Origin of the sequence: Paraburkholderia sp. GAS41, assembly GCF_050436545.1 — a bacterium.
GTDB lineage: Bacteria > Pseudomonadota > Gammaproteobacteria > Burkholderiales > Burkholderiaceae > Paraburkholderia.
In genome coordinates, this window is record NZ_JBNDMK010000024.1 from 1 (window position 1) to 17796 (window position 17796).

Consider the following 17796-nt stretch of genomic DNA (forward strand, 5'->3'; position numbering starts at 1 on the left):
CGCTTCCTGAGCGCGGCGAGCCGCACGTCCAATGTGGGTCCGGCGCTGCATCTGCCGATTTTCGATGCGGGCGAACTGCGCGCGGAACTGAAGGGCCGTTACGCCGATTTCGACGAGGCGGTGGCGACCTACAACCAGACGCTGATCGCCGCCCTGAGCGGCGTGGCGACGCAGCTTGCGCAGATCCGTTCGAGCGACGCGCAGCTTGCCGATGCTCAAACGGCGCAACAGGCCGCCCACGAGGCCGACGAGCTGGCGATCACGCAGTACAAGGGCGGCCTCACGAACCAGCTGACCGTGCTCAACGCCGACGTCAACACGCTGCAGGCCGACCAGGCCGTCGCCAACCTGCTGATGGACCGGCGCGACCAGCAGATCGCGCTCGCCTCGGCACTGGGCGGCGGTTATGTCGATACGTCGTCCGAAGCAACCCGTAGCGCGGATGCCGCTGCGCCCTCCCACTCCGTCGCCGCCCGTTGAACCGGCACGTTTGCAAACTCTCTGGTGAACTGACATGAGCGATACCATCAAGGCTGCCCGCACGACTGCGGACGCCGCACATTCGAACCAACAAGGTACGCAGGATCGTCCCGCCGCAAGCGCGCCGAATGCACCGAATACACCGAACGCGAAGAACGCCCCGAACGCGACGCCGCCCGCCGGCTCGGGCAAGCGCAAGCTCGGGCTCGCGCTGCTGGGGCTCGGCGTGGTGGTTGCGGGCGCGGCATATGGTGCGTACTACTTCACATACGGGCAGTATCACGAGGCCACCGACGACGCCTACGTCAGCGGCAACCTCGTGCAGCTCACCTCGCAGGTGACCGGCACGGTCAACGCGGTCAACACGGACGACACGCAGATCGTCAAGATGGGCGACCCGGTCGTCACGCTGGACCCGGCCGATTCGCGCATCGCACTCCTGAACGCCGAAGCGGCGCTCGGCCAGGCCGTACGCAAGGTGAGCACGCTCTACGTGAACAACAGCTACTACGCGGCCAACGTGGCGCAGCGCGAGTCCGATCTGGCACGTGCGCAGGACGATCTGAAACGGCGTGTCGCGGTGCTCAGCACTGGTGCAGTGTCAGCGGAAGATGTCTCGCATGCCCGCGATGCGGTGACTTCCGCGCAGGCCGCGCTCGACGCAGCGCGCCAGCAGAACCTCTCGAACCATGCGCTGACCGACCGCACCTCGGTCGAGCAGCACCCGGATGTGCTGGCCGCTGCCGCCAAGGTGCGCGATGCCTACCTCACCTACGCCCGCAACACGTTGCCCGCGCCGGTGACAGGTTACGTCGCGCAGCGTTCGGTGCAGGTCGGCGAACGGGTCGGGCCGGGCACGCCGCTGATGTCGATCGTGCCGCTCGACGGCGTGTGGGTCGACGCGAACTTCAAGGAAGTGCAACTGCGCCGCATGCGCATTGGCGAGCCGGTCACGATGACCGCGGACGTGTACGGTTCGGCCGTCAAGTTCCATGGCCGGGTGATCGGCTTCTCGGCGGGTACGGGTAGCGCGTTCGCGACCTTGCCGCCGCAGAACGCGACGGGCAACTGGATCAAGATCGTGCAGCGCCTGCCGGTGCGTATCCAGCTCGACCAGAAGGAGCTGGAAGCGCATCCGCTGCGCATCGGCCTGTCGATGGATGTCGACGCCGATACCCGTGACGACTCCGGCACGCAGCTCGGCGCCGCGGTCAACACGACGTATCACACCGATGTGTTCGCGCAGTACGGCGACAAGGCCGATGCCGAGATCACGCAGATCATCGAGCAGAACGAAATGGAAGCGCAGATGAAGACTGCGAGCCGGTAACGTCAGCGGCAATTTACATAGAACACCGAATTTTCAAGGATTCAACATGCAGTTTGGACTTTACTCACTTTCAGACTTGTCGACCCTTGGCAACAACGGTCAGAGAGTCAATGCCCATACCCGGATCAAAGAGACCATCGCCGCGGCGAAACTCGCGGAGCAAGCCGGTGTGGACATTTTTGGAGTTGGCGAACATCACCGGCTCGATTTTGCCGTGTCGGTGCCGAGCGTCGTTCTGGCGGCCATCGCCGCCTCGACGAGCACCATTCGCTTGACCAGCGCGGTCACGGTTCTCAGCACGGCGGACCCCGTGCGTGTCTACGAGGAATTCGCGACCCTTGATCTGGTCTCGGGCGGCCGGGCGGAAATCATTGCGGGGCGCGGGGTTTTCACTGAACCCTTCCCGCTGTTTGGCTACGATATTCAGGATTACGAGGCATTGTTCGACGAGAAACTGGCGCTGTTCGACCTCGTCAACAAGTCCGGGCGTGTGACCTGGCGCGGGCGCTTCCGCGCACCGTTGAGTAACGCAGAGATCGCGCCGCGCGCGCTGCAAGCCACGATTCCGCTCTGGATCGGCGTGGGCGGCTCGCCCGACAGCGCCGTGCGCGCCGGCCGGCTGGGTTTGCCCATGGCGCTTGCCGTGCTGGGCGGTCCTTACAGCCGGGCCGGCCAGCTTGCGGCGCTGTATCGCGCGGTTGGCAAAGAGGCGGGGCACGCTGAAACGTTGCGAGTCGCCGTCAACGGACACCTGCATATTGCCGAATCGTCACAAGCGGCTCGCGACGATTTTTATCCTCACTATAGTCAGTACTGGCTCGACTCGAGCCCCGCCAAAGTCCCTGGCGCGAGAATTCCGCGCGAGGATTTCAACCGATCCATTACCAGCGGCAGCGGGCCGTTTGTGGGAAGCCCTGCGGAAATCATCGACAAGATTTCGCTGCTGCATGAACTCACCGGAATGGACAGGCTCGTCGCGCAGATTGATATCGGCGGGATGCCATTCAGCAAGGTCGCGGGGATGATCGAACTGCTGGCAGAGAAGGTGATTCCTGCGATTCGCAAGTTATAAGCTTCGGACCTGCCCGCGCAGCCGTTCAATGCGATCAGACTGCTCAATCCTCACTCGTCACGGGCAGGCTGAACTGGAAGGTCGCGCCCTGCCCGGGGGCGCCGGTGACCCACAGGCGTCCGCCATGTGACTCGATAATTGAACGGCTGATCCGAAGTCCCATGCCCCTGCCGTGAGGTTTGGTCGTGAAGAACGAATCGAAAATCTGTTCCGCGAGCTGCGGCGGAAGCCCTATGCCGGTATCGCTGACGGCAACAAGGATTTGCCCGTTTTCAGTCCACTTCGACCGGATCACCATCTCGCGTAGTCCGTCGACGTCCTTCATCGCCTCGATGCTGTTGACGATCAGATTCATCGCGACCTGTTGCAGCTGCAAGCGATCTCCGACGATCTGGGGAAGATCGGCGGCCAGTTCAGTCCGCACCGTGATGTCGTATCGCATTGTCTCGCCGCGCAGCAGACCGACGGATTCCCGAATGATCCCGTCGACATCACCATCCGGCATGACGAAACGATGTTCACTATCGAAATCTCTGCCTTCTCTGGCTGCCGCATCAAGGGCGACCCGAACAGCATCGCGATCATCGGGATGAATCCGTTGCAGTGCGAGTTCCGCTGAAGGCCGAACGCTGCGGTCATATTCCAGCATGTCAAAGCCTTCTCCGGGTCAGGAAATGCGTGTAGCCCATCCAATGCCTGAACGTCCCAAAGACATGTTCGACGGTCCGTCTGCGTATCGTCATTGCATCTGGTGTCCTGTCGAGCCGACGCTGGACTGCCTCCAGCACGGACTCATGTTCCCATCGACTTATTCGTCGTTGGACGCTCGGCGTGCACGGTGACTTTATTGCACATTGCGAACAGGCACTGCTCCAGTAGCGGCGCAGCTGCAGCCCATGTTCCTCGCTGGTAAAACGGTAAATTGCCCGTTCTCCAGCTGGACATTGGTATTCGTCGTCCCGCGCAATATAAATGAAGTCTGCCTTGTCGAATCGGCCATGGTATTTCGCACCTGACGTTGTCGGCTTGCGTACGATCGGCAGTCTCCAGCGCGTTCAGATACCGCTGGATGCTCTCCTCGATCTGCTTCTGGCGCTTGTCGACCTTACCCTCGGTGAAGTTGCGATCCCGCGTATTGACTGCCTTGAACTTGCTACCGTCAATGGCGACTAGCGCTTGCGAGAACAGCTTCAGCTCACGGCAGAGCATCACGAAGCGCCGACACACGTTGCGAATGCCGACGCCGTTGTCACGACGAAAGTCAGCTATGGTCTTGAAGTCTGGCGCCAGTCGGCCCGTAAGCCACATCAACTCAACATTGCGTTGGCATTCACGTTCCAGGCGACGGCTCGATTGAACCCGGTTCCGGTACCCACCTTTTTTTTTGAGTAGTGGTTTAGTTATTCAATCAGTAAAGCACAAAAAATGTGTTTGTAAAGAAAAAGGCCCGCGTGCTCTGGGCAGGCGGGCCTTTACCAACAAAAAACTGCGTTAGTCAGAATTAGAACGGTTATGCCCACTAAAAACTGTTGGTAGCGCCTTCGATGTGAGTGAGTCAAAGGCTTTCCGCCGACGTAATCTCTCACAAACGTTGGTAGAACGCCATCCCGTCCTCTCGAATCCCCCACAAACCGTGTCCAAAGGCAGATTTGTGGGTAGCAATTCTGTCGGCTATCCAGCGCATTCGTTGCCCAACGCCGCATCAGTATCGCATGGTTGGAAGCCCGAGAATGCCGAGCTTCCAACCACGCTCGAGCGTATAACGCCATCAGCGCGTCAAGGGTGCGCTGCGCCGGGCTATCGCCCGCCCTTGACCCGATTTACGCCGTCGGATTGGTCACGCCGATTCAAGAACGCTTGCTTCGTCCCGCACGAGATACATCTCAAGCGCGCGGTCCAACGCCACCCGCCGGCTGCGCGATTTCGGAGGTGCGAGTACAGCCCGTCGCGCAGCTTCCATATCCCCAACCAGGATGACCTGTGTCTGTGCGCGCGTGATAGCGGTGTACAGCATCGTTCTGTCCAAGAGCTTTGACGCGGTGACAGGGATGATGATTCTGGCCCACTGCGAGCCTTGCGCTTTGTGCACGGTGACCGCGTAGCCAAGCTCGATGTCGTCGAGCATATCTCTGGTCAATGGGCGGCGAACATCGTCGTCCCATTCGACCCAGGCCAGAACGCTTTCTAATTCTGCCGACGCCTCGTTGGTTGCCTCAACCTGGACGACTCTACCGAGTGAGCCGTTCTGCAATCCTTTGTCCCACAGATTGCGTGTGCAGAGCACGATATCTCCAAGGTTCAATCCACAGTATTCTGGTTGCTCGAATTCTTCGTTCCAGCAGGTAACGGTCGGTTTGTCTTTCGTAAACCGCGCCTGACACAGTTGGTTCAGAGCCTTGGTTCCCACAGGCCCATTGCGTACAGGAGCGAGGACCTGGGTATGCTCGGGGTCGAGTGCATAGAGCTCAACGACCATGCCAGCCAAGAGCCTTTCGTCGCACGGAATGAACGCTACCGGCTCTGTCTCGTCAGCCGTGACCGTGGGCCACTCTCCAGCCCGCACAGCTGCGGCGACAGCGGCAATCTGCCCACCGTAGCGTTTCACGGTTTTGAGTTCGACCGCTGGGACTTCCGGGACTTGCATGATGCAATGAAGAACCAGACCGGGGCCCACAGGCATCAACTGATGAGGGTCGCCCGCGAGTAACAGACGCACGTGCGAGGGTAGTGCGTCGCAGAGCCGACTCATGGAAATGATATCGACCATACTGGCTTCGTCGATGACGAGCACAGTTGAACCGTCGAACGATATGTCAGTGATAGCGTTCAGGAAGCTGGCAATGGTAGCGGCCGGACGGCCGGTTGCTTCCTGCATCCGTTTGGCTGCTCGCCCTGCGAGCGCAACTTGCAGGATTCGCACTCCGGCTTCGTCGTATACGCAATATAGCGACTTGAGGACTGTTGTCTTGCCGACGCCCGCACCGCCAGTCACACAAACAAATGAACGGGCAGCCGCAAGCCGGATGGCGTTTTGCTGCTCCGGATTCAGCTCGATACCGGACTCTGCCTGAACCGCAGCGATTATTTTATCGGCCATGGCAGGCTCAACCAACTGCTGACCGCCGCCTATCAAACGTTCCTGTATGGCTTTGGCAACCTGACGCTCCATTACCAATGCACCGAGCGGATGCAAGCCCTGTGCAGTCTGCACGACGCTGCCATTGCTCAGCCCCTCGGACACGGCAGCGGCGAGCAGGTCTCGCCATCGAACGCCCAAAGGTGCGGTCCCCAGCAGGGGAGCGACCTGACTCGCGAGGTCAGCGGTTGCCATGACCGTATGGCCGTTGGCGAACATGCGATAGCACGCCTCCTCAACGGCGCCGCGCAACCGGCGAGGGTCGTCGGCCCCGACACCAAACTGGGTTCGGGCCAACCGGTCGACATCCGCCCATTTACCAGTGAAGGAGAGAAGACGATACGGGTCTTCTTCGATGCGAGCCTGGGCGTCTTCGCCGAAGAACCGCAATACCTTGCGACCGATGCGCAGGTCGAATCCCTGCACCTGCAACCATTGCAGCGTGCGAGACTGGCCGTGTTCAGCCCAGGCGTCGACCAGCCGCTGCGCGACCTGCTCGGTCAGCGCATCGCCGAGGGCCGACGCGTCCCGTGCATCCAGAAGGGCGTACAGGCTTTCACCAAATCGCTCCCAGAGACGACGCGCCTTCACCGAGCCTATGCCCTCGAACGCCGGATTCTCGGCGATGAAGGTCACGATGTGCTCGCCGGAAGGCATGGCGAGCTGCGCGGCGTCTGCCTCAACCTGCTGCTCGACCAATTCGAACCCGTCGACCACGGAACGCCTCTCCATTGGTCGCCCGCTCACACGCCACCACTGACCTCGTTCGACACGTGTATCACCGAGCACAGCGCGCGTTGCCTTGACGACCACGTACACACAGGCGTCCAACACAGAGCCGCGAGCGTCAATAGGCACACCCGTGAATATCGCGCCTCCAAATCCACGAGGATTCTGCGAACGCACTCCCGTGACTCGCACCGTGACGGTCGCAACTGCTGTCATCGAGGCAATCTCCCGGTCTCGGCCAATGCCTCCTGCAGTACCGTGAAGCGAGCAAGCTGCCGCTTCAACTCCTCGTTTTCCGCCTTCACGGCCGCGTACGCCCGTTCCAGGTGAGAGAGACGTTCCGCGTCCCGGGCCTGGCGCGAGGAGTCTGGCTGCCGGACGGGGGTTGCGTCAATGGCGTCCGATTGATTATCCGACGCGAGAGGCGGAAGCACATTGCGTTCTCGTAGCGAATCCTCCAAATCCTTCAGCGCCTTCTTTATACGGGGATTCTGCGTCAACGCCGACTTGCTGAAGCCACATTCCGCTGCAATATCCTGACGCGACAAGACACTACGTGTCGCCATGTTCCGGAAGTCATCGTCCGTCTTGGATTCTGCCCAAGCGTTAAACAGTTTTACGTTCTCTTCAGCAACCTGCTGTCCGTTTGCCATCACTTGCTCCCTTTAGAGCGGTCTCGAGGCGGTTTGGGCAAGGGGGCATTGAGCATATCGATCGTGACGCCTTTTCGTTCGGCATTGGTGGCCCATGTCACAAACTGCTCGAGGAGAAGGTCTTTCTCTTTCTCGAGTCGCTCTGCTTTCGCTTTGTAACGCTCCACCTGTGCGAGGGCCGCACGAACCCGTTCGTCGCGAGGCTCACCCCGCTCACGGGGCAACGTACCTCGCAGCGCGTCCTTCTTGAAGGAGAACGCGTTGGCGATTTCGGGATACTCGGCAAACGTAAATCTCGAATAGCGGATTCCGGTGGAGCTTTGAACCGCATCCAGCAACAGTTCCCAGGTGAGCTTCCCTTTCCACGCATCCAAGGTTTCAAGGACCCCGGCGATGCGTTCGCTCGTTAAATCGGGAGCGCGGGTCTTCCTCATGCAAGCTCCTTTCGCCTTTTAGTCGGCGTGAACCTGATGGGATGAACGTTTCCGACGGTGATGAGCGGCGCATTGTTCACGTCCAGTCGAATCCGCGCGCCGATGGGAACCGCAGGGTCCTCCAGGATTGACAGTAGTGCATTGATTCGTTCGAGGGTCGTTTCTTGATGTTTGACCCACGTATCTGCGCCGTACTCTTCCTCGCTCAGCGCTTCCTGTGCCTTTTTCAGGAGGTACTCCGCCTCACTCTTTGACATGCGGAGGTTCGCTTCTTTGTGCGCATCGCCCTTGATGCATTCCTGCTCCTCGCAGTTAATGCAGTCACGATGCATCTGGCACGGTTCACTGGCAAAGTCGTGTCTGCACCAACCATAGGCCGTGGTATGCGCCGCAGCCAGCCCCAGTTGTTTAAACTCACTCCGGGTGAACAATTCGCGGCCGCCAGTCAGGAGCGGTTCCAGTTCAGAAGTGAACCCGTTCTTCAGGGCTTCACTGATGGGCGCCTGAACCTCGTCGGACGTCATGTGGTCGTAGGCGCGATTCTGCTTCACGTCCTTCCGACCAGAGAAGATGGCGATTTCTGTACTACTCAAACCGCCCGTCTGCGCCAACATATTCAGGTAATGACGCAGGTTATGGCTTTGGAGCTCAATGGGAGAACCGTCATCTTCGGTATAGTTGAAACGCTCAAAGATAGAAAGCCGACCCTCACGAGCTCCGAAGTGGTTTGTTATTACGCCGTAGTCCACACAGCTGAACATGCACGCCCAGGTCACCTTCGCCGAATGCATTTCGTTGGTGCGCATGAGGGCCATCGAGTCACGGCATAAGAGTTCGGGCGCACCGGGGACATACGGGAAGGTCTCCGGTAACATTGCAATGACCGCACGCTCGACGTCTTCGAAGCGATACGCGACACGCCTCCCTATGCCAAGCTTATGCTGAGGCAGCTTGGCGGTCAGTGTCGTCCAGTAGTTGGCTGTAGCAAACGCCGACGCGTCGTTCCACAGGATGAGTGCGATTTCGTTTGTTGAGAGAAGGGTTTTATCTCTAAGCTCCTCAGCGGCCTCGTGCAGGTAGAGTTTGCCCGGGTTTTCTGTGTACCATGCGGCCAACTCCTGTGCGGGTGTCGTCACCCTGGTGATGTTTGCGACTGCCTCACGGGCGATTGGCGTCATTTGAGTAGGGAGCCACTTCGTAGTATTTTCGAAGCCTTTCGACCCCGCCCACCTAAGACCCAATTTCCCGGCGAATTCACCGTCCCCTTCAACGAGACAGTTCCGCTGAAGTCGAAGCACTTCATTGATGCGCTCTGGCGCACAAAGCATCAGCGCGGTGTTGCTCGAAACCAGGACATCAGGTGGCTCTATGGCGTCCTGGAAGATTGCACCGAGCGCACGCAGCGTAGCAGCGGAAGGGAGTTTCTCCTGCCGCCCAGTCAACGCCTCTTCGGAGATGCGTGAATTACGTTCCTCAGGCTTCTTAAGTCCGTGGACCCAGGGTTGGCGCAAGGGAATGAATCCCTTGGTGCGCATAACGTCTGCGATTTCCTCAAGCTGCCCGGCAGTCCGATAGGCCACGCTGGGCGAAACTTTCTCCCTTTCCAATTCGACCGCGCGGTCCAGTATCGTCGCGTCAACAGCAGTTGGTCGCGAACCTTTGTCCGATTCCCGTAGTGCCGCTTCCAGGCATCGAAGCACCGCGAGGCGCGGGCCGTGGGATTCCACCGGGCGCGAATCCTGGAGGTACACGAGAATCGCCTTGGCGAATTCCAGAAATGGAGGTGGGAGGCTTGGCTCAGACTGTCTTTTTCGGGCAGCAGCCATCGTGCTGAATATCGCCCGGTGCGTCTTGTTGTGGCCTTTGTGGTATCCGATATCCCACGTGTTTTTGTCGAACTGGTTTCGGGCATTGAGAACGGCCGAACTCTTACAAAGTTCGATAAACAGTCCGAGATTGGCTGAGGGCTCCAGTTCAGCGCGCGGCGTAAAGCTAAGAACCGGCGTATTCACGATACAGTCTCCTCTTGCTGTTCTTTACGTTGCCGCCAGACCCTCGTGCAAAGCGCGATGACTTCCTCGACTGCCCGGATTGGCTCATCGTTCACTGCGGCCATCCGTTCATCGTCCGGCCATTTTTCCTGCTCGGATTCCAGGCGGCTCAATACCTTTTCATGTGGAGCGTCGAGCCAGGGCTCAAACCGGAAGCAGCCATAGCATGCGACCGGCTTGTCGAACGCGCAGCCCTTTCCGCATCCCGCACAACTGCCTAAAGGGTCTTTTGATACGCGGAAGTCAATGATGCGGCTGCCTGGAGCACCTTTTTGGGTAGTCGCCTGTTCATTCTCAACAAGTCGCCCCTTAAATGCTCCAGCAATGGGGATGAGCAGGTCGCCCATCTTCTCATCGATGCTACTAACAATTTTGGGGGACGCTGAAACATAAACCCCGACTTGCTGTAAGTCGGCATGGCCCATCCGGTCGGCGATAACCACTTCGCTCGCTCCCTCTTCGGCGAGCCGGGTACCGAAGGTGTAACGAAACCGCTTAGGGGCCACGGGTATTGGCAAGAAGTCGAGACGAGCTGTGGGCGGCGCTATATCTCCCATCAGATTTCTGAAGCATCTCGACAGGTCGGATGGAGTGCAGTGACCGTAAAACAGGTCGTCCTCTGCGCGCAGCTGTTCGCGGGGGCCCCTCGGCATAACGAGGTCTTCCGGGAATAGCGCAGAATTGTCGCTATAGCCCTCCGCTTTCAAGCCAGTGATGTAATCGGCAATGAGCCGTGCAGTTTGTGGGGTGATATTGAATGCGAGAAAGCTGACTCGGAGGTGTTCCTCACGTGTCTTCGCCTGCGGAAGACTCAGGACGAACGTGGATGAATCGAAGTCGCAAAGCTTGAGCGAAGCATATTGAGAAATGCGGCCGCCACTAGCCAGGAGCAATCTAAAAAGCAGGAGCGTCCACAATGGAAGGGCCCCACGCCCATACTCCGTGTTGGCCGCCGAGTACAAGGCAGTGTACTCTTCTTCACTAAAAGGCCCCTCGACCGGATTTCGCGTCCTGACCGCCTCACCTTTCTTGTTACCTGGCTTCTTCCGGCCCGCCAAATAATCGGCGCACTCCTTCTCGACAAGCGGTAGCCTGAGCGCGACCCATTTCTGTAACAGGCCATTGAGCGTTCCGACTCGCCCCATCTGCCCAACGCCTAGCGTAGCCGCGTAGTTAGAAATATGCTGCGGAGTAATATCCCCTTCGGGGCACGCGTCCATCGAATCCACGAAATGGGCAAACGCTTCCTGCAGGTTAATTACGTGAGCCGACGAGTGCCCGCTGACGAATGGAAGCAGTGCGTGCTTCAGCCACGGAACAAACACTTCGAAACCGCCGCTGTACCGACGAAAGTCGATGCGTGCGATATAGGGGCCATCGGTCCACTCCCAGATGTCTTCCCTCGGGTCGAAGCTGCTCTTCCTGTCGCGCGTGAATACGCGCGCGGGCAAGGTGACGGCAACGGAGGTAGACGGGCGGAGTTCACTTTTCTGGGACATCGAGTTTCTCTTGTAGTTTTAGGCTAAGTTCCCGTCCTTTGCGGCTCGTGTGACGGCGGGTATAGATAGCAGCAGTCTTTGAGTTGTCGGTCCACCCTTGTTGCTCGTTGCGCGCCTTCTCCTCCTTTGCGTCTGACAGCCCCATCAAATCGGCTTGCTCGGAGAAGCGTTCGTTCCAGGTGTGGCGCATTACATGGCTCGTCAATCTCACGGGCAAACCTGGGCAAGCGGCGCGTAGCTCGCTGAATATCTTGTCGATGCTCTTCAAAGACAAAGGCTTGCCGTCATCCGCGACGATGAGCTGAGGGTGTTTGCGAGCGGCCTTGATTTGCCTTCTGTGTTTCTCGATGTAGGTCCAAATGGCCCGCATAATGGCTGGCCGCAACTCCACTTCCCGGTCGTTGGTCTTCGTATTGGGTTGAATACTACGAGGGTCCTCGCTAGCATCCGCCCGACGGATGATTTTCAGCTTCGGCAGACGTTGATGCAGGTCTCCAATCTGGATACCGAGCAACTCGCCGCGACGCATACCGGTCGCGAGCAATAACACGATAATCAGCCAGTTGCGGTAGCGGACGAAGCCATGCTTCCAGGGATTATCCGGTGAGTCCGGGTTGACAAGTGCAACGAGCCTGGCCTGGTCCTCCTCTGAGAGGCCTTCTCTGGCACCGAGCTTGGCTCGCTTGGGGACCGGTGGAATATGACCTCGAAACGCCTCGAGAGCCTCATCGCTTTCGACCGCTAACTTCTGCTTCAGAGACGCCGGCAAGTTCGCGCCGACATACGTCGCCAAGAACTTCAGGAAGTCCGCCATGTATCTGATGCGGTCACCCTGGGTTTTGGCGCTGACTGCTTTGACGTTTTTGACTTGCGCTTTGCGACGCAACTGAATTCTTTTAATGTCAATGACGTTTGTGCCGTTCCCGGTGCCCGGCTCATCTTCAGACAGGTCATCAGCCCAATACTGAGAGGCATGAACCAGGCGGTGGAGCTCAGGTATGGTTAAAAACTCACCCTTTCGCAATCGTTCAAGCAGCTCGATTCCAGCTTTGGCCAGCTCACAATAGAGTAGCGCCTGCGCCATGCAAACGCTGTGAATCGTATTCGCCGCACGGCCCTTTGTGCGGTATTTCGACAGGAAAAGAGTGACTTCGTGGACCGGCAAACCGCCGGGCCTCGCCAGTACGGAGTAGTGCTCCCCGTTCCGAAACCTGATGCGCCTAGCAACGAATTCCGTCATCTACCCACCGTTTTTACGAAGTAGTAGTTATGTCGAAATCGCAGTAAAGCACAAGTTAAAATGTGGGTAAAGAAAAAGCCCGTCTGCACGGGGCAAACAGGCTCTTTATCAACAAAAAAACAACGAAGTAGGGTCTAGAACGGAATATCGTCGTCCATTTCATCGAATCCACCGCCGGCCGGCGCGCTCGGACGGCTGGCACCGCCACCGCCACTACCGCCGCGCGAAGCGCCACCGCCCGAAGCCATACGACCGCCGCCACCGCCGCCGCTACGTTCCGACGGCTCGCGGCTGTAGCCGCCTTCATCGCCGCCGCCCGTCGAACCGCCACGGCCGCCCAGCATCTGCATCTGTTCAGCGACGATTTCGGTCGAGTACCGATCCGTGCCGTCTTGCGCTTGCCACTTACGCGTCCGAATCCGCCCCTCGATATACACCGACGAGCCCTTCTTCACGTATTCGTTGACGATCTCGGCAAGCCGGCCAAAGAACGACACGCGGTGCCACTCAGTGGCTTCCTTCATTTCCCCGGACGTCTTGTCCTTGTACCGGTCCGTCGTCGCAAGGCGGATGTTCGCCACTGCGTCGCCGCTCGGAAGATAACGGACTTCCGGATCGGCTCCGAGGTTGCCGACGAGAATGACCTTGTTCACGGATGCCATGAGTTTCTCCTGTTGATTCCGTTGCAGGTGGCGCGGCAACGCACGTTTAATGTCTCAGAACCAGCCGGTCCGAGCGGAAAACTGCGCCTCAGCCGGCCACCGGTGAGTTGTTTCAAGCTTTCTTGCGCGGCGGCGCCTTCATGTTCGCGGCGATTATAAGCCAGCAAAACACAAGCCCAGAACACGCGAAAAATACCGCGCTCTGGCCGTTCGTTTTTAGCAGCACGCCGCCGATCACGCCGCCAAGCGCAAGGCCGATTGACTGCGTGGTGTTGTACACGCCGGTCGCCGCGCCTTTGCGCGAGCCCGGCGCCAGTTTCGACACGAGCGACGGCTGCGACGCTTCAAGAATATTGAAGCCGAGAAAGTACACAAAGAGGATCCCGGCCACACTCAGAATGGTATGGGGCGCGACGCCCAGCAGCAACTGTCCGATCAGGATAAGACCAATCGCACTGACGAGGACCGGTTTCATCTTGCCGCGCGTTTCCGCCGCGATGATCGCCGGGACCATCATCACAAACGACAGGCCCATTACCGGCAAGTAGACCTTCCAGTGCGAAGCGACCGGCAACCCGCCCGCTTCCAGAATCCGCGGCACCACCAGAAACAGCGCCGTCTGCGTTGCATGCAGCACCAGCACGCCGAAATTCAGCCGCAGCAGTTCGACGTTGTGCAGGACTTCCGAAAATGGCGCACGCACGTGAACGGGCTTCGGCGCATCGGGCACGATCCAGATCACCACGCCGATTGCCAGAATGGAGAACACGCCGACCAGCGCGAACAGGCCGCTCATGCCCACCCAATGGAACACGATCGGCGCGCCGACAATCGCCACCGCGAACGAGACGCCAATGCTGCCGCCGACCATTGCCATCGCCTTGGTGCGATGCTCTTCGGAGGTCAGGTCGGCGATAAAGGCCAGTACCGCGGACGACACCGCGCCCATCCCCTGAATCACCCGGCCGACGATGATCCACGTCATGTCGTGCGCCCCCGCCGCGACAAAACTGCCGAGCGCGAAGATCGCGAGGCCGGTGGCGATCACGGGTTTGCGCCCCACCTTGTCGGAAATCCAGCCGTAGAAGATATACAGCAGCGATTGCGTCACGCCGTACGCCCCGAGCGCGATGCCTACCAGCAAGACATTGTTTCCGCCGGGGATGGTTTTCGCGTAGATCGAGAAGACCGGCATGATCATGAAGAGACCAAGCATGCGCAGCGCAAAGATGCCTGCGAGTGACACGGTCGCGCGCAGCTCAGGCGCGCTCATGCGTGAAGATGTGACGGACGGATTGGACATCGGGAACGTGTTTTGAATAATCTGGACGGCCTCGGGCCGGGCGACACACCGTCGGGCAGCATACCCTGGGCGGCCTGCCGCAAGTGGCCCGCGCCCCGCGGCATAGGCCCGCAGTCGTCTTGCAGACGCGCAAAAAGGCCCCTCTGCAGCCTCTCTTCACGGCTCTGAACCCCTGTCTTACAGCTTGCCGTGCGCCTGTCGGGCGCTGTCAGGTAGCCGTAACAGCGGTCTTGAAAAGTCGTTATAGTAGCAGGTTTAGCCTTTTCCTCTTTCCGCCGGTCAGTGGCCAGCTAATGGCTCGGTGATGGGATCAATGCGTGGAACAAATCCGTATCCGTGGGGCCCGTACCCACAACCTGAAGAACGTCAGTCTCGACCTGCCGCGTCACAAGCTCATCGTGATTACCGGCTTGTCGGGTTCGGGCAAATCGTCGCTGGCCTTTGACACGCTCTACGCGGAAGGGCAGCGGCGCTATGTCGAAAGCCTGTCCGCGTACGCCCGGCAATTCCTGCAACTGATGGAAAAGCCGGACGTCGACCTGATCGAAGGTCTGTCGCCCGCCATTTCAATCGAGCAGAAGGCCACCTCGCACAATCCGCGTTCCACGGTGGGCACCGTCACGGAGATTCACGACTACCTGCGTCTGCTGTTCGCGCGGGTCGGCACGCCCTATTGCCCGGATCACGAAATTCCGCTGGAGGCGCAAAGCGTCTCGCAGATGGTCGACGCCGCGCTCGCTCTGCCGGAAGACACCAAGCTGATGATTTTGGCGCCCGTCGTCGCGAATCGCAAAGGCGAGCACACGGAGCTGTTCGAGGACATGCAGGCGCAGGGCTTTATCCGCTTTCGCGTGCGTTCGGGCGGTGGCACCGCCAATGAAGAGGTCGCGAAGATCTACGAAGTGGACTCGCTGCCGAAGCTGAAGAAGAACGACAAGCACACGATCGACGTCGTGGTCGACCGTCTGAAAGTGCGCGCCGACATGAAGCAGCGCCTCGCCGAGTCGTTCGAAACCGCGCTGCGTCTCGCCGACGGTCGCGCCATCGCGCTCGAAATGGATACTGAGAAGGAGCATCTGTTCAGCTCCAAGTTCGCCTGCCCGATCTGCTCGTATTCGCTGCAGGAACTCGAGCCGCGCCTGTTCTCGTTCAACAACCCGATGGGCGCGTGCCCGGAGTGCGACGGCCTCGGCCAGATCACCTTCTTCGATCCGAAGCGGGTGGTCGCGCATCCCTCGTTGTCGCTCGCGGCCGGTGCCGTGAAGGGCTGGGACCGGCGTAACCAGTTCTATTTCCAGATGCTGCAAAGCCTTGCGGCATTCTACGAATTCGATATCGACGAGGCCTTCGAAGACCTGCCGGAAAAGGTCAGGAAGATCCTGCTGTTCGGCTCGGGCAAGCAGACCATCCCGTTCTCGTACATCAACGAACGCGGCCGGGCGTCGATTCGCGAGCACGTGTTCGAAGGCATCATCCCGAACCTCGAACGCCGCTATCGCGAGACCGATTCGGTCGCGGTGCGCGAAGAACTCGCCAAGTACCAGAACAACCAGGCGTGCCCGGCCTGCGCCGGCACGCGTCTGCGCCGCGAAGCGCGCTTCGTGCGCATCGGCGCGAACAGCGACGCGCGCGGCATCTTCGAAATCAGCGGCTGGCCGTTGCGCGACGCGCTCGGCTATTTCCAGACGCTGCGCCTCGAAGGCTCGAAGCGCGAGATCGCCGACAAGGTCGTCAAGGAAATCGTCGCGCGGCTGATGTTTCTGAATAACGTCGGGCTCGATTACCTGTCGCTCGAACGCAGCGCGGAAACCCTCTCGGGCGGCGAAGCGCAGCGCATCCGGCTGGCTTCGCAGATCGGCTCGGGCCTCACCGGCGTGATGTACGTGCTGGATGAGCCGTCCATCGGCCTGCACCAGCGCGACAACGACCGCCTGATTTCGACGCTCAAGCACCTGCGCGATCTCGGCAACTCGGTGATCGTGGTCGAGCACGACGAGGACATGATCCGCATGGCCGACTACGTGGTCGACATGGGACCCGGCGCCGGCGAACACGGCGGCATGATCATCGCCGAAGGCACGCCCGACGAAGTGCAGGCGGACGCGGCCTCGATCACCGGCCAGTATCTGTCCGGCGCGCGCACCATCGAGTATCCGGACGAACGCAAGGAGCCCGACGAGCGGCGTCTGCGGATCGTCGAGGCATACGGCAACAACCTGCGGAACGTGACGCTCGACCTGCCGGTGGGTCTGCTCACCTGTATCACCGGCGTGTCCGGCTCGGGCAAGTCCACCCTCATCAACGACACGCTGTATCACGCGGTTTCGCATCACCTGTACGGCTCGTCGGCCGAGCCCGCGCCGCACGAATCGATCGAAGGCCTCGAACATTTCGACAAGGTCATCAACGTCGACCAGTCGCCGATCGGCCGCACGCCGCGCTCGAATCCGGCCACTTACACCGGCCTGTTCACGCCGATCCGCGAACTGTTCGCGGGCGTGCCGGCTTCGAAGGAGCGCGGCTACGATCCAGGCCGCTTCTCGTTCAACGTGAAGGGCGGCCGCTGCGAATCCTGTCAGGGCGACGGCGTGCTGAAGGTGGAAATGCACTTTCTGCCCGACGTCTACGTGCCGTGCGACGTCTGTCACGGCAAGCGCTACAACCGCGAAACGCTCGACGTGCAGTACAAGGGCAAAAACATCAGCGAAGTGCTGGAGCTGACGGTCGAGAACGCGTATGAGTTCTTCAAGCCGGTGCCGGTGGTGGCGCGCAAGCTGAAAACGCTGCTGGACGTGGGACTTGGCTATATCCGTCTGGGGCAGTCGGCCACTACCTTGTCAGGCGGCGAGGCGCAGCGGGTGAAACTATCGCTGGAACTGAGCAAGCGTGATACGGGTCGCACTCTATACATCCTCGACGAACCAACCACCGGTCTGCACTTCCATGACATCGCGCTGTTACTCGAAGTGATTCATCGTTTGCGAGATCAGGGCAATACCGTGGTTATCATCGAGCATAATCTGGATGTAATCAAAACGGCTGACTGGGTGATCGACCTCGGCCCGGAAGGCGGCGCCGGCGGCGGTCAGATCATCGCCCAAGGCACGCCGGAGCAGGTGGCGAAGTCGAAAGCAAGTTTTACCGGTCAATACCTGGCGCCGCTGCTCAAACGCGACGCCGCCAAAAAATGAGGGTGCAAACCCTGGG

At 59.7% G+C, this 17796-nt stretch carries 13 protein-coding genes and 1 pseudogene; 4 read left to right on the plus strand and 10 right to left on the minus strand.

Going from position 1 to position 17796, the window contains the following annotated elements:
• The 3 genes from P3T43_RS27080 to P3T43_RS27090 form a co-directional block, all read left to right on the plus strand.
• A partial coding sequence (locus tag P3T43_RS27080) for a TolC family protein (protein ID WP_429284084.1) occupies positions 1–480 on the plus strand: 480 nt, incomplete at its 5' end.
• Between the two features lie 34 nt (positions 481–514).
• Positions 515–1810 carry an HlyD family efflux transporter periplasmic adaptor subunit gene (locus tag P3T43_RS27085; RefSeq protein ID WP_429284085.1) on the plus strand — a complete coding sequence of 432 codons (1296 nt, stop codon included), beginning with the start codon at positions 515–517 and terminating at the stop codon, positions 1808–1810.
• Positions 1811–1856: 46 nt separating this feature from the next.
• A complete protein-coding gene (locus tag P3T43_RS27090) occupies positions 1857–2882 on the plus strand; it encodes an LLM class flavin-dependent oxidoreductase (protein WP_429284086.1) in 1026 nt (341 codons plus the stop codon).
• A 43-nt stretch (positions 2883–2925) separates the two neighbouring features.
• On the opposite strand, the gene P3T43_RS27095 is transcribed toward P3T43_RS27090, so the two are convergent.
• From P3T43_RS27095 to P3T43_RS27140, 10 genes and pseudogenes are all read right to left on the minus strand, one after another.
• Positions 2926–3531, minus strand: a complete 606-nt coding sequence (locus tag P3T43_RS27095; RefSeq protein ID WP_429284087.1) for a sensor histidine kinase — start codon at positions 3529–3531, stop codon at positions 2926–2928.
• A gap of 13 nt (positions 3532–3544) precedes the next feature.
• Positions 3545–4256: pseudogene (locus tag P3T43_RS27100) on the minus strand (transposase); the annotation flags it as partial.
• Positions 4257–4719: 463 nt separating this feature from the next.
• Positions 4720–6735 (minus strand): ATP-dependent DNA helicase, encoded by a 2016-nt coding sequence (locus P3T43_RS27105; RefSeq protein ID WP_429284088.1) that lies wholly within the window; start codon positions 6733–6735, stop codon positions 4720–4722.
• A gap of 224 nt (positions 6736–6959) precedes the next feature.
• On the minus strand, positions 6960–7400 hold the full coding sequence (locus P3T43_RS27110) for a VPA1267 family protein (protein WP_429284089.1): 441 nt from the start codon (positions 7398–7400) through the stop codon (positions 6960–6962).
• Entirely contained in the window at positions 7400–7834 is a 435-nt protein-coding gene (locus tag P3T43_RS27115; RefSeq protein WP_429284090.1) for a hypothetical protein, read from the minus strand. Before P3T43_RS27115 ends, P3T43_RS27110 begins: the two co-directional genes overlap by 1 nt.
• Positions 7831–9846: an integrase gene (locus P3T43_RS27120; protein WP_429284091.1), complete on the minus strand. Its 2016-nt coding sequence runs from the start codon at positions 9844–9846 to the stop codon at positions 7831–7833. The genes P3T43_RS27115 and P3T43_RS27120 overlap by 4 nt, the downstream gene beginning before the upstream one ends.
• Complete coding sequence (locus tag P3T43_RS27125; protein WP_429284092.1) at positions 9843–11384, minus strand: tyrosine-type recombinase/integrase; 1542 nt, start codon at positions 11382–11384, stop codon at positions 9843–9845. Before P3T43_RS27125 ends, P3T43_RS27120 begins: the two co-directional genes overlap by 4 nt.
• Positions 11368–12624 carry a tyrosine-type recombinase/integrase gene (locus P3T43_RS27130; protein ID WP_429284093.1) on the minus strand — a complete coding sequence of 419 codons (1257 nt, stop codon included), beginning with the start codon at positions 12622–12624 and terminating at the stop codon, positions 11368–11370. The genes P3T43_RS27125 and P3T43_RS27130 overlap by 17 nt, the downstream gene beginning before the upstream one ends.
• A 134-nt stretch (positions 12625–12758) precedes the next feature.
• Positions 12759–13286, minus strand: coding sequence for a single-stranded DNA-binding protein (locus tag P3T43_RS27135; protein WP_429284094.1), 528 nt, complete (start codon positions 13284–13286; stop codon positions 12759–12761).
• Positions 13287–13398: 112 nt separating this feature from the next.
• Positions 13399–14589 (minus strand): MFS transporter, encoded by a 1191-nt coding sequence (locus tag P3T43_RS27140; RefSeq protein WP_429284095.1) that lies wholly within the window; start codon positions 14587–14589, stop codon positions 13399–13401.
• Positions 14590–14906: 317 nt separating this feature from the next.
• Between P3T43_RS27140 and uvrA the strand changes: the two genes are divergently transcribed.
• Positions 14907–17780: an excinuclease ABC subunit UvrA gene (gene uvrA, locus P3T43_RS27145; RefSeq protein WP_429284096.1), complete on the plus strand. Its 2874-nt coding sequence runs from the start codon at positions 14907–14909 to the stop codon at positions 17778–17780.
• Positions 17781–17796 lie beyond the last annotated feature (16 nt).

Bases quoted from the DNA above. Each gene is read 5' to 3' on its own strand.
- P3T43_RS27085 (WP_429284085.1), top strand. From the start codon at position 515: ATGAGCGATACCATCAAGGCTGCCCGCACGACTGCGGACGCCGCACAT.
- P3T43_RS27090 (WP_429284086.1), top strand. From the start codon at position 1,857: ATGCAGTTTGGACTTTACTCACTTTCAGACTTGTCGACCCTTGGCAAC.
- P3T43_RS27095 (WP_429284087.1), bottom strand. From the start codon at position 3,531: ATGCTGGAATATGACCGCAGCGTTCGGCCTTCAGCGGAACTCGCACTG.
- P3T43_RS27110 (WP_429284089.1), bottom strand. From the start codon at position 7,400: ATGGCAAACGGACAGCAGGTTGCTGAAGAGAACGTAAAACTGTTTAAC.
- P3T43_RS27115 (WP_429284090.1), bottom strand. From the start codon at position 7,834: ATGAGGAAGACCCGCGCTCCCGATTTAACGAGCGAACGCATCGCCGGG.
- P3T43_RS27125 (WP_429284092.1), bottom strand. From the start codon at position 11,384: ATGTCCCAGAAAAGTGAACTCCGCCCGTCTACCTCCGTTGCCGTCACC.
- P3T43_RS27130 (WP_429284093.1), bottom strand. From the start codon at position 12,624: ATGACGGAATTCGTTGCTAGGCGCATCAGGTTTCGGAACGGGGAGCAC.
- P3T43_RS27135 (WP_429284094.1), bottom strand. From the start codon at position 13,286: ATGGCATCCGTGAACAAGGTCATTCTCGTCGGCAACCTCGGAGCCGAT.
- P3T43_RS27140 (WP_429284095.1), bottom strand. From the start codon at position 14,589: ATGTCCAATCCGTCCGTCACATCTTCACGCATGAGCGCGCCTGAGCTG.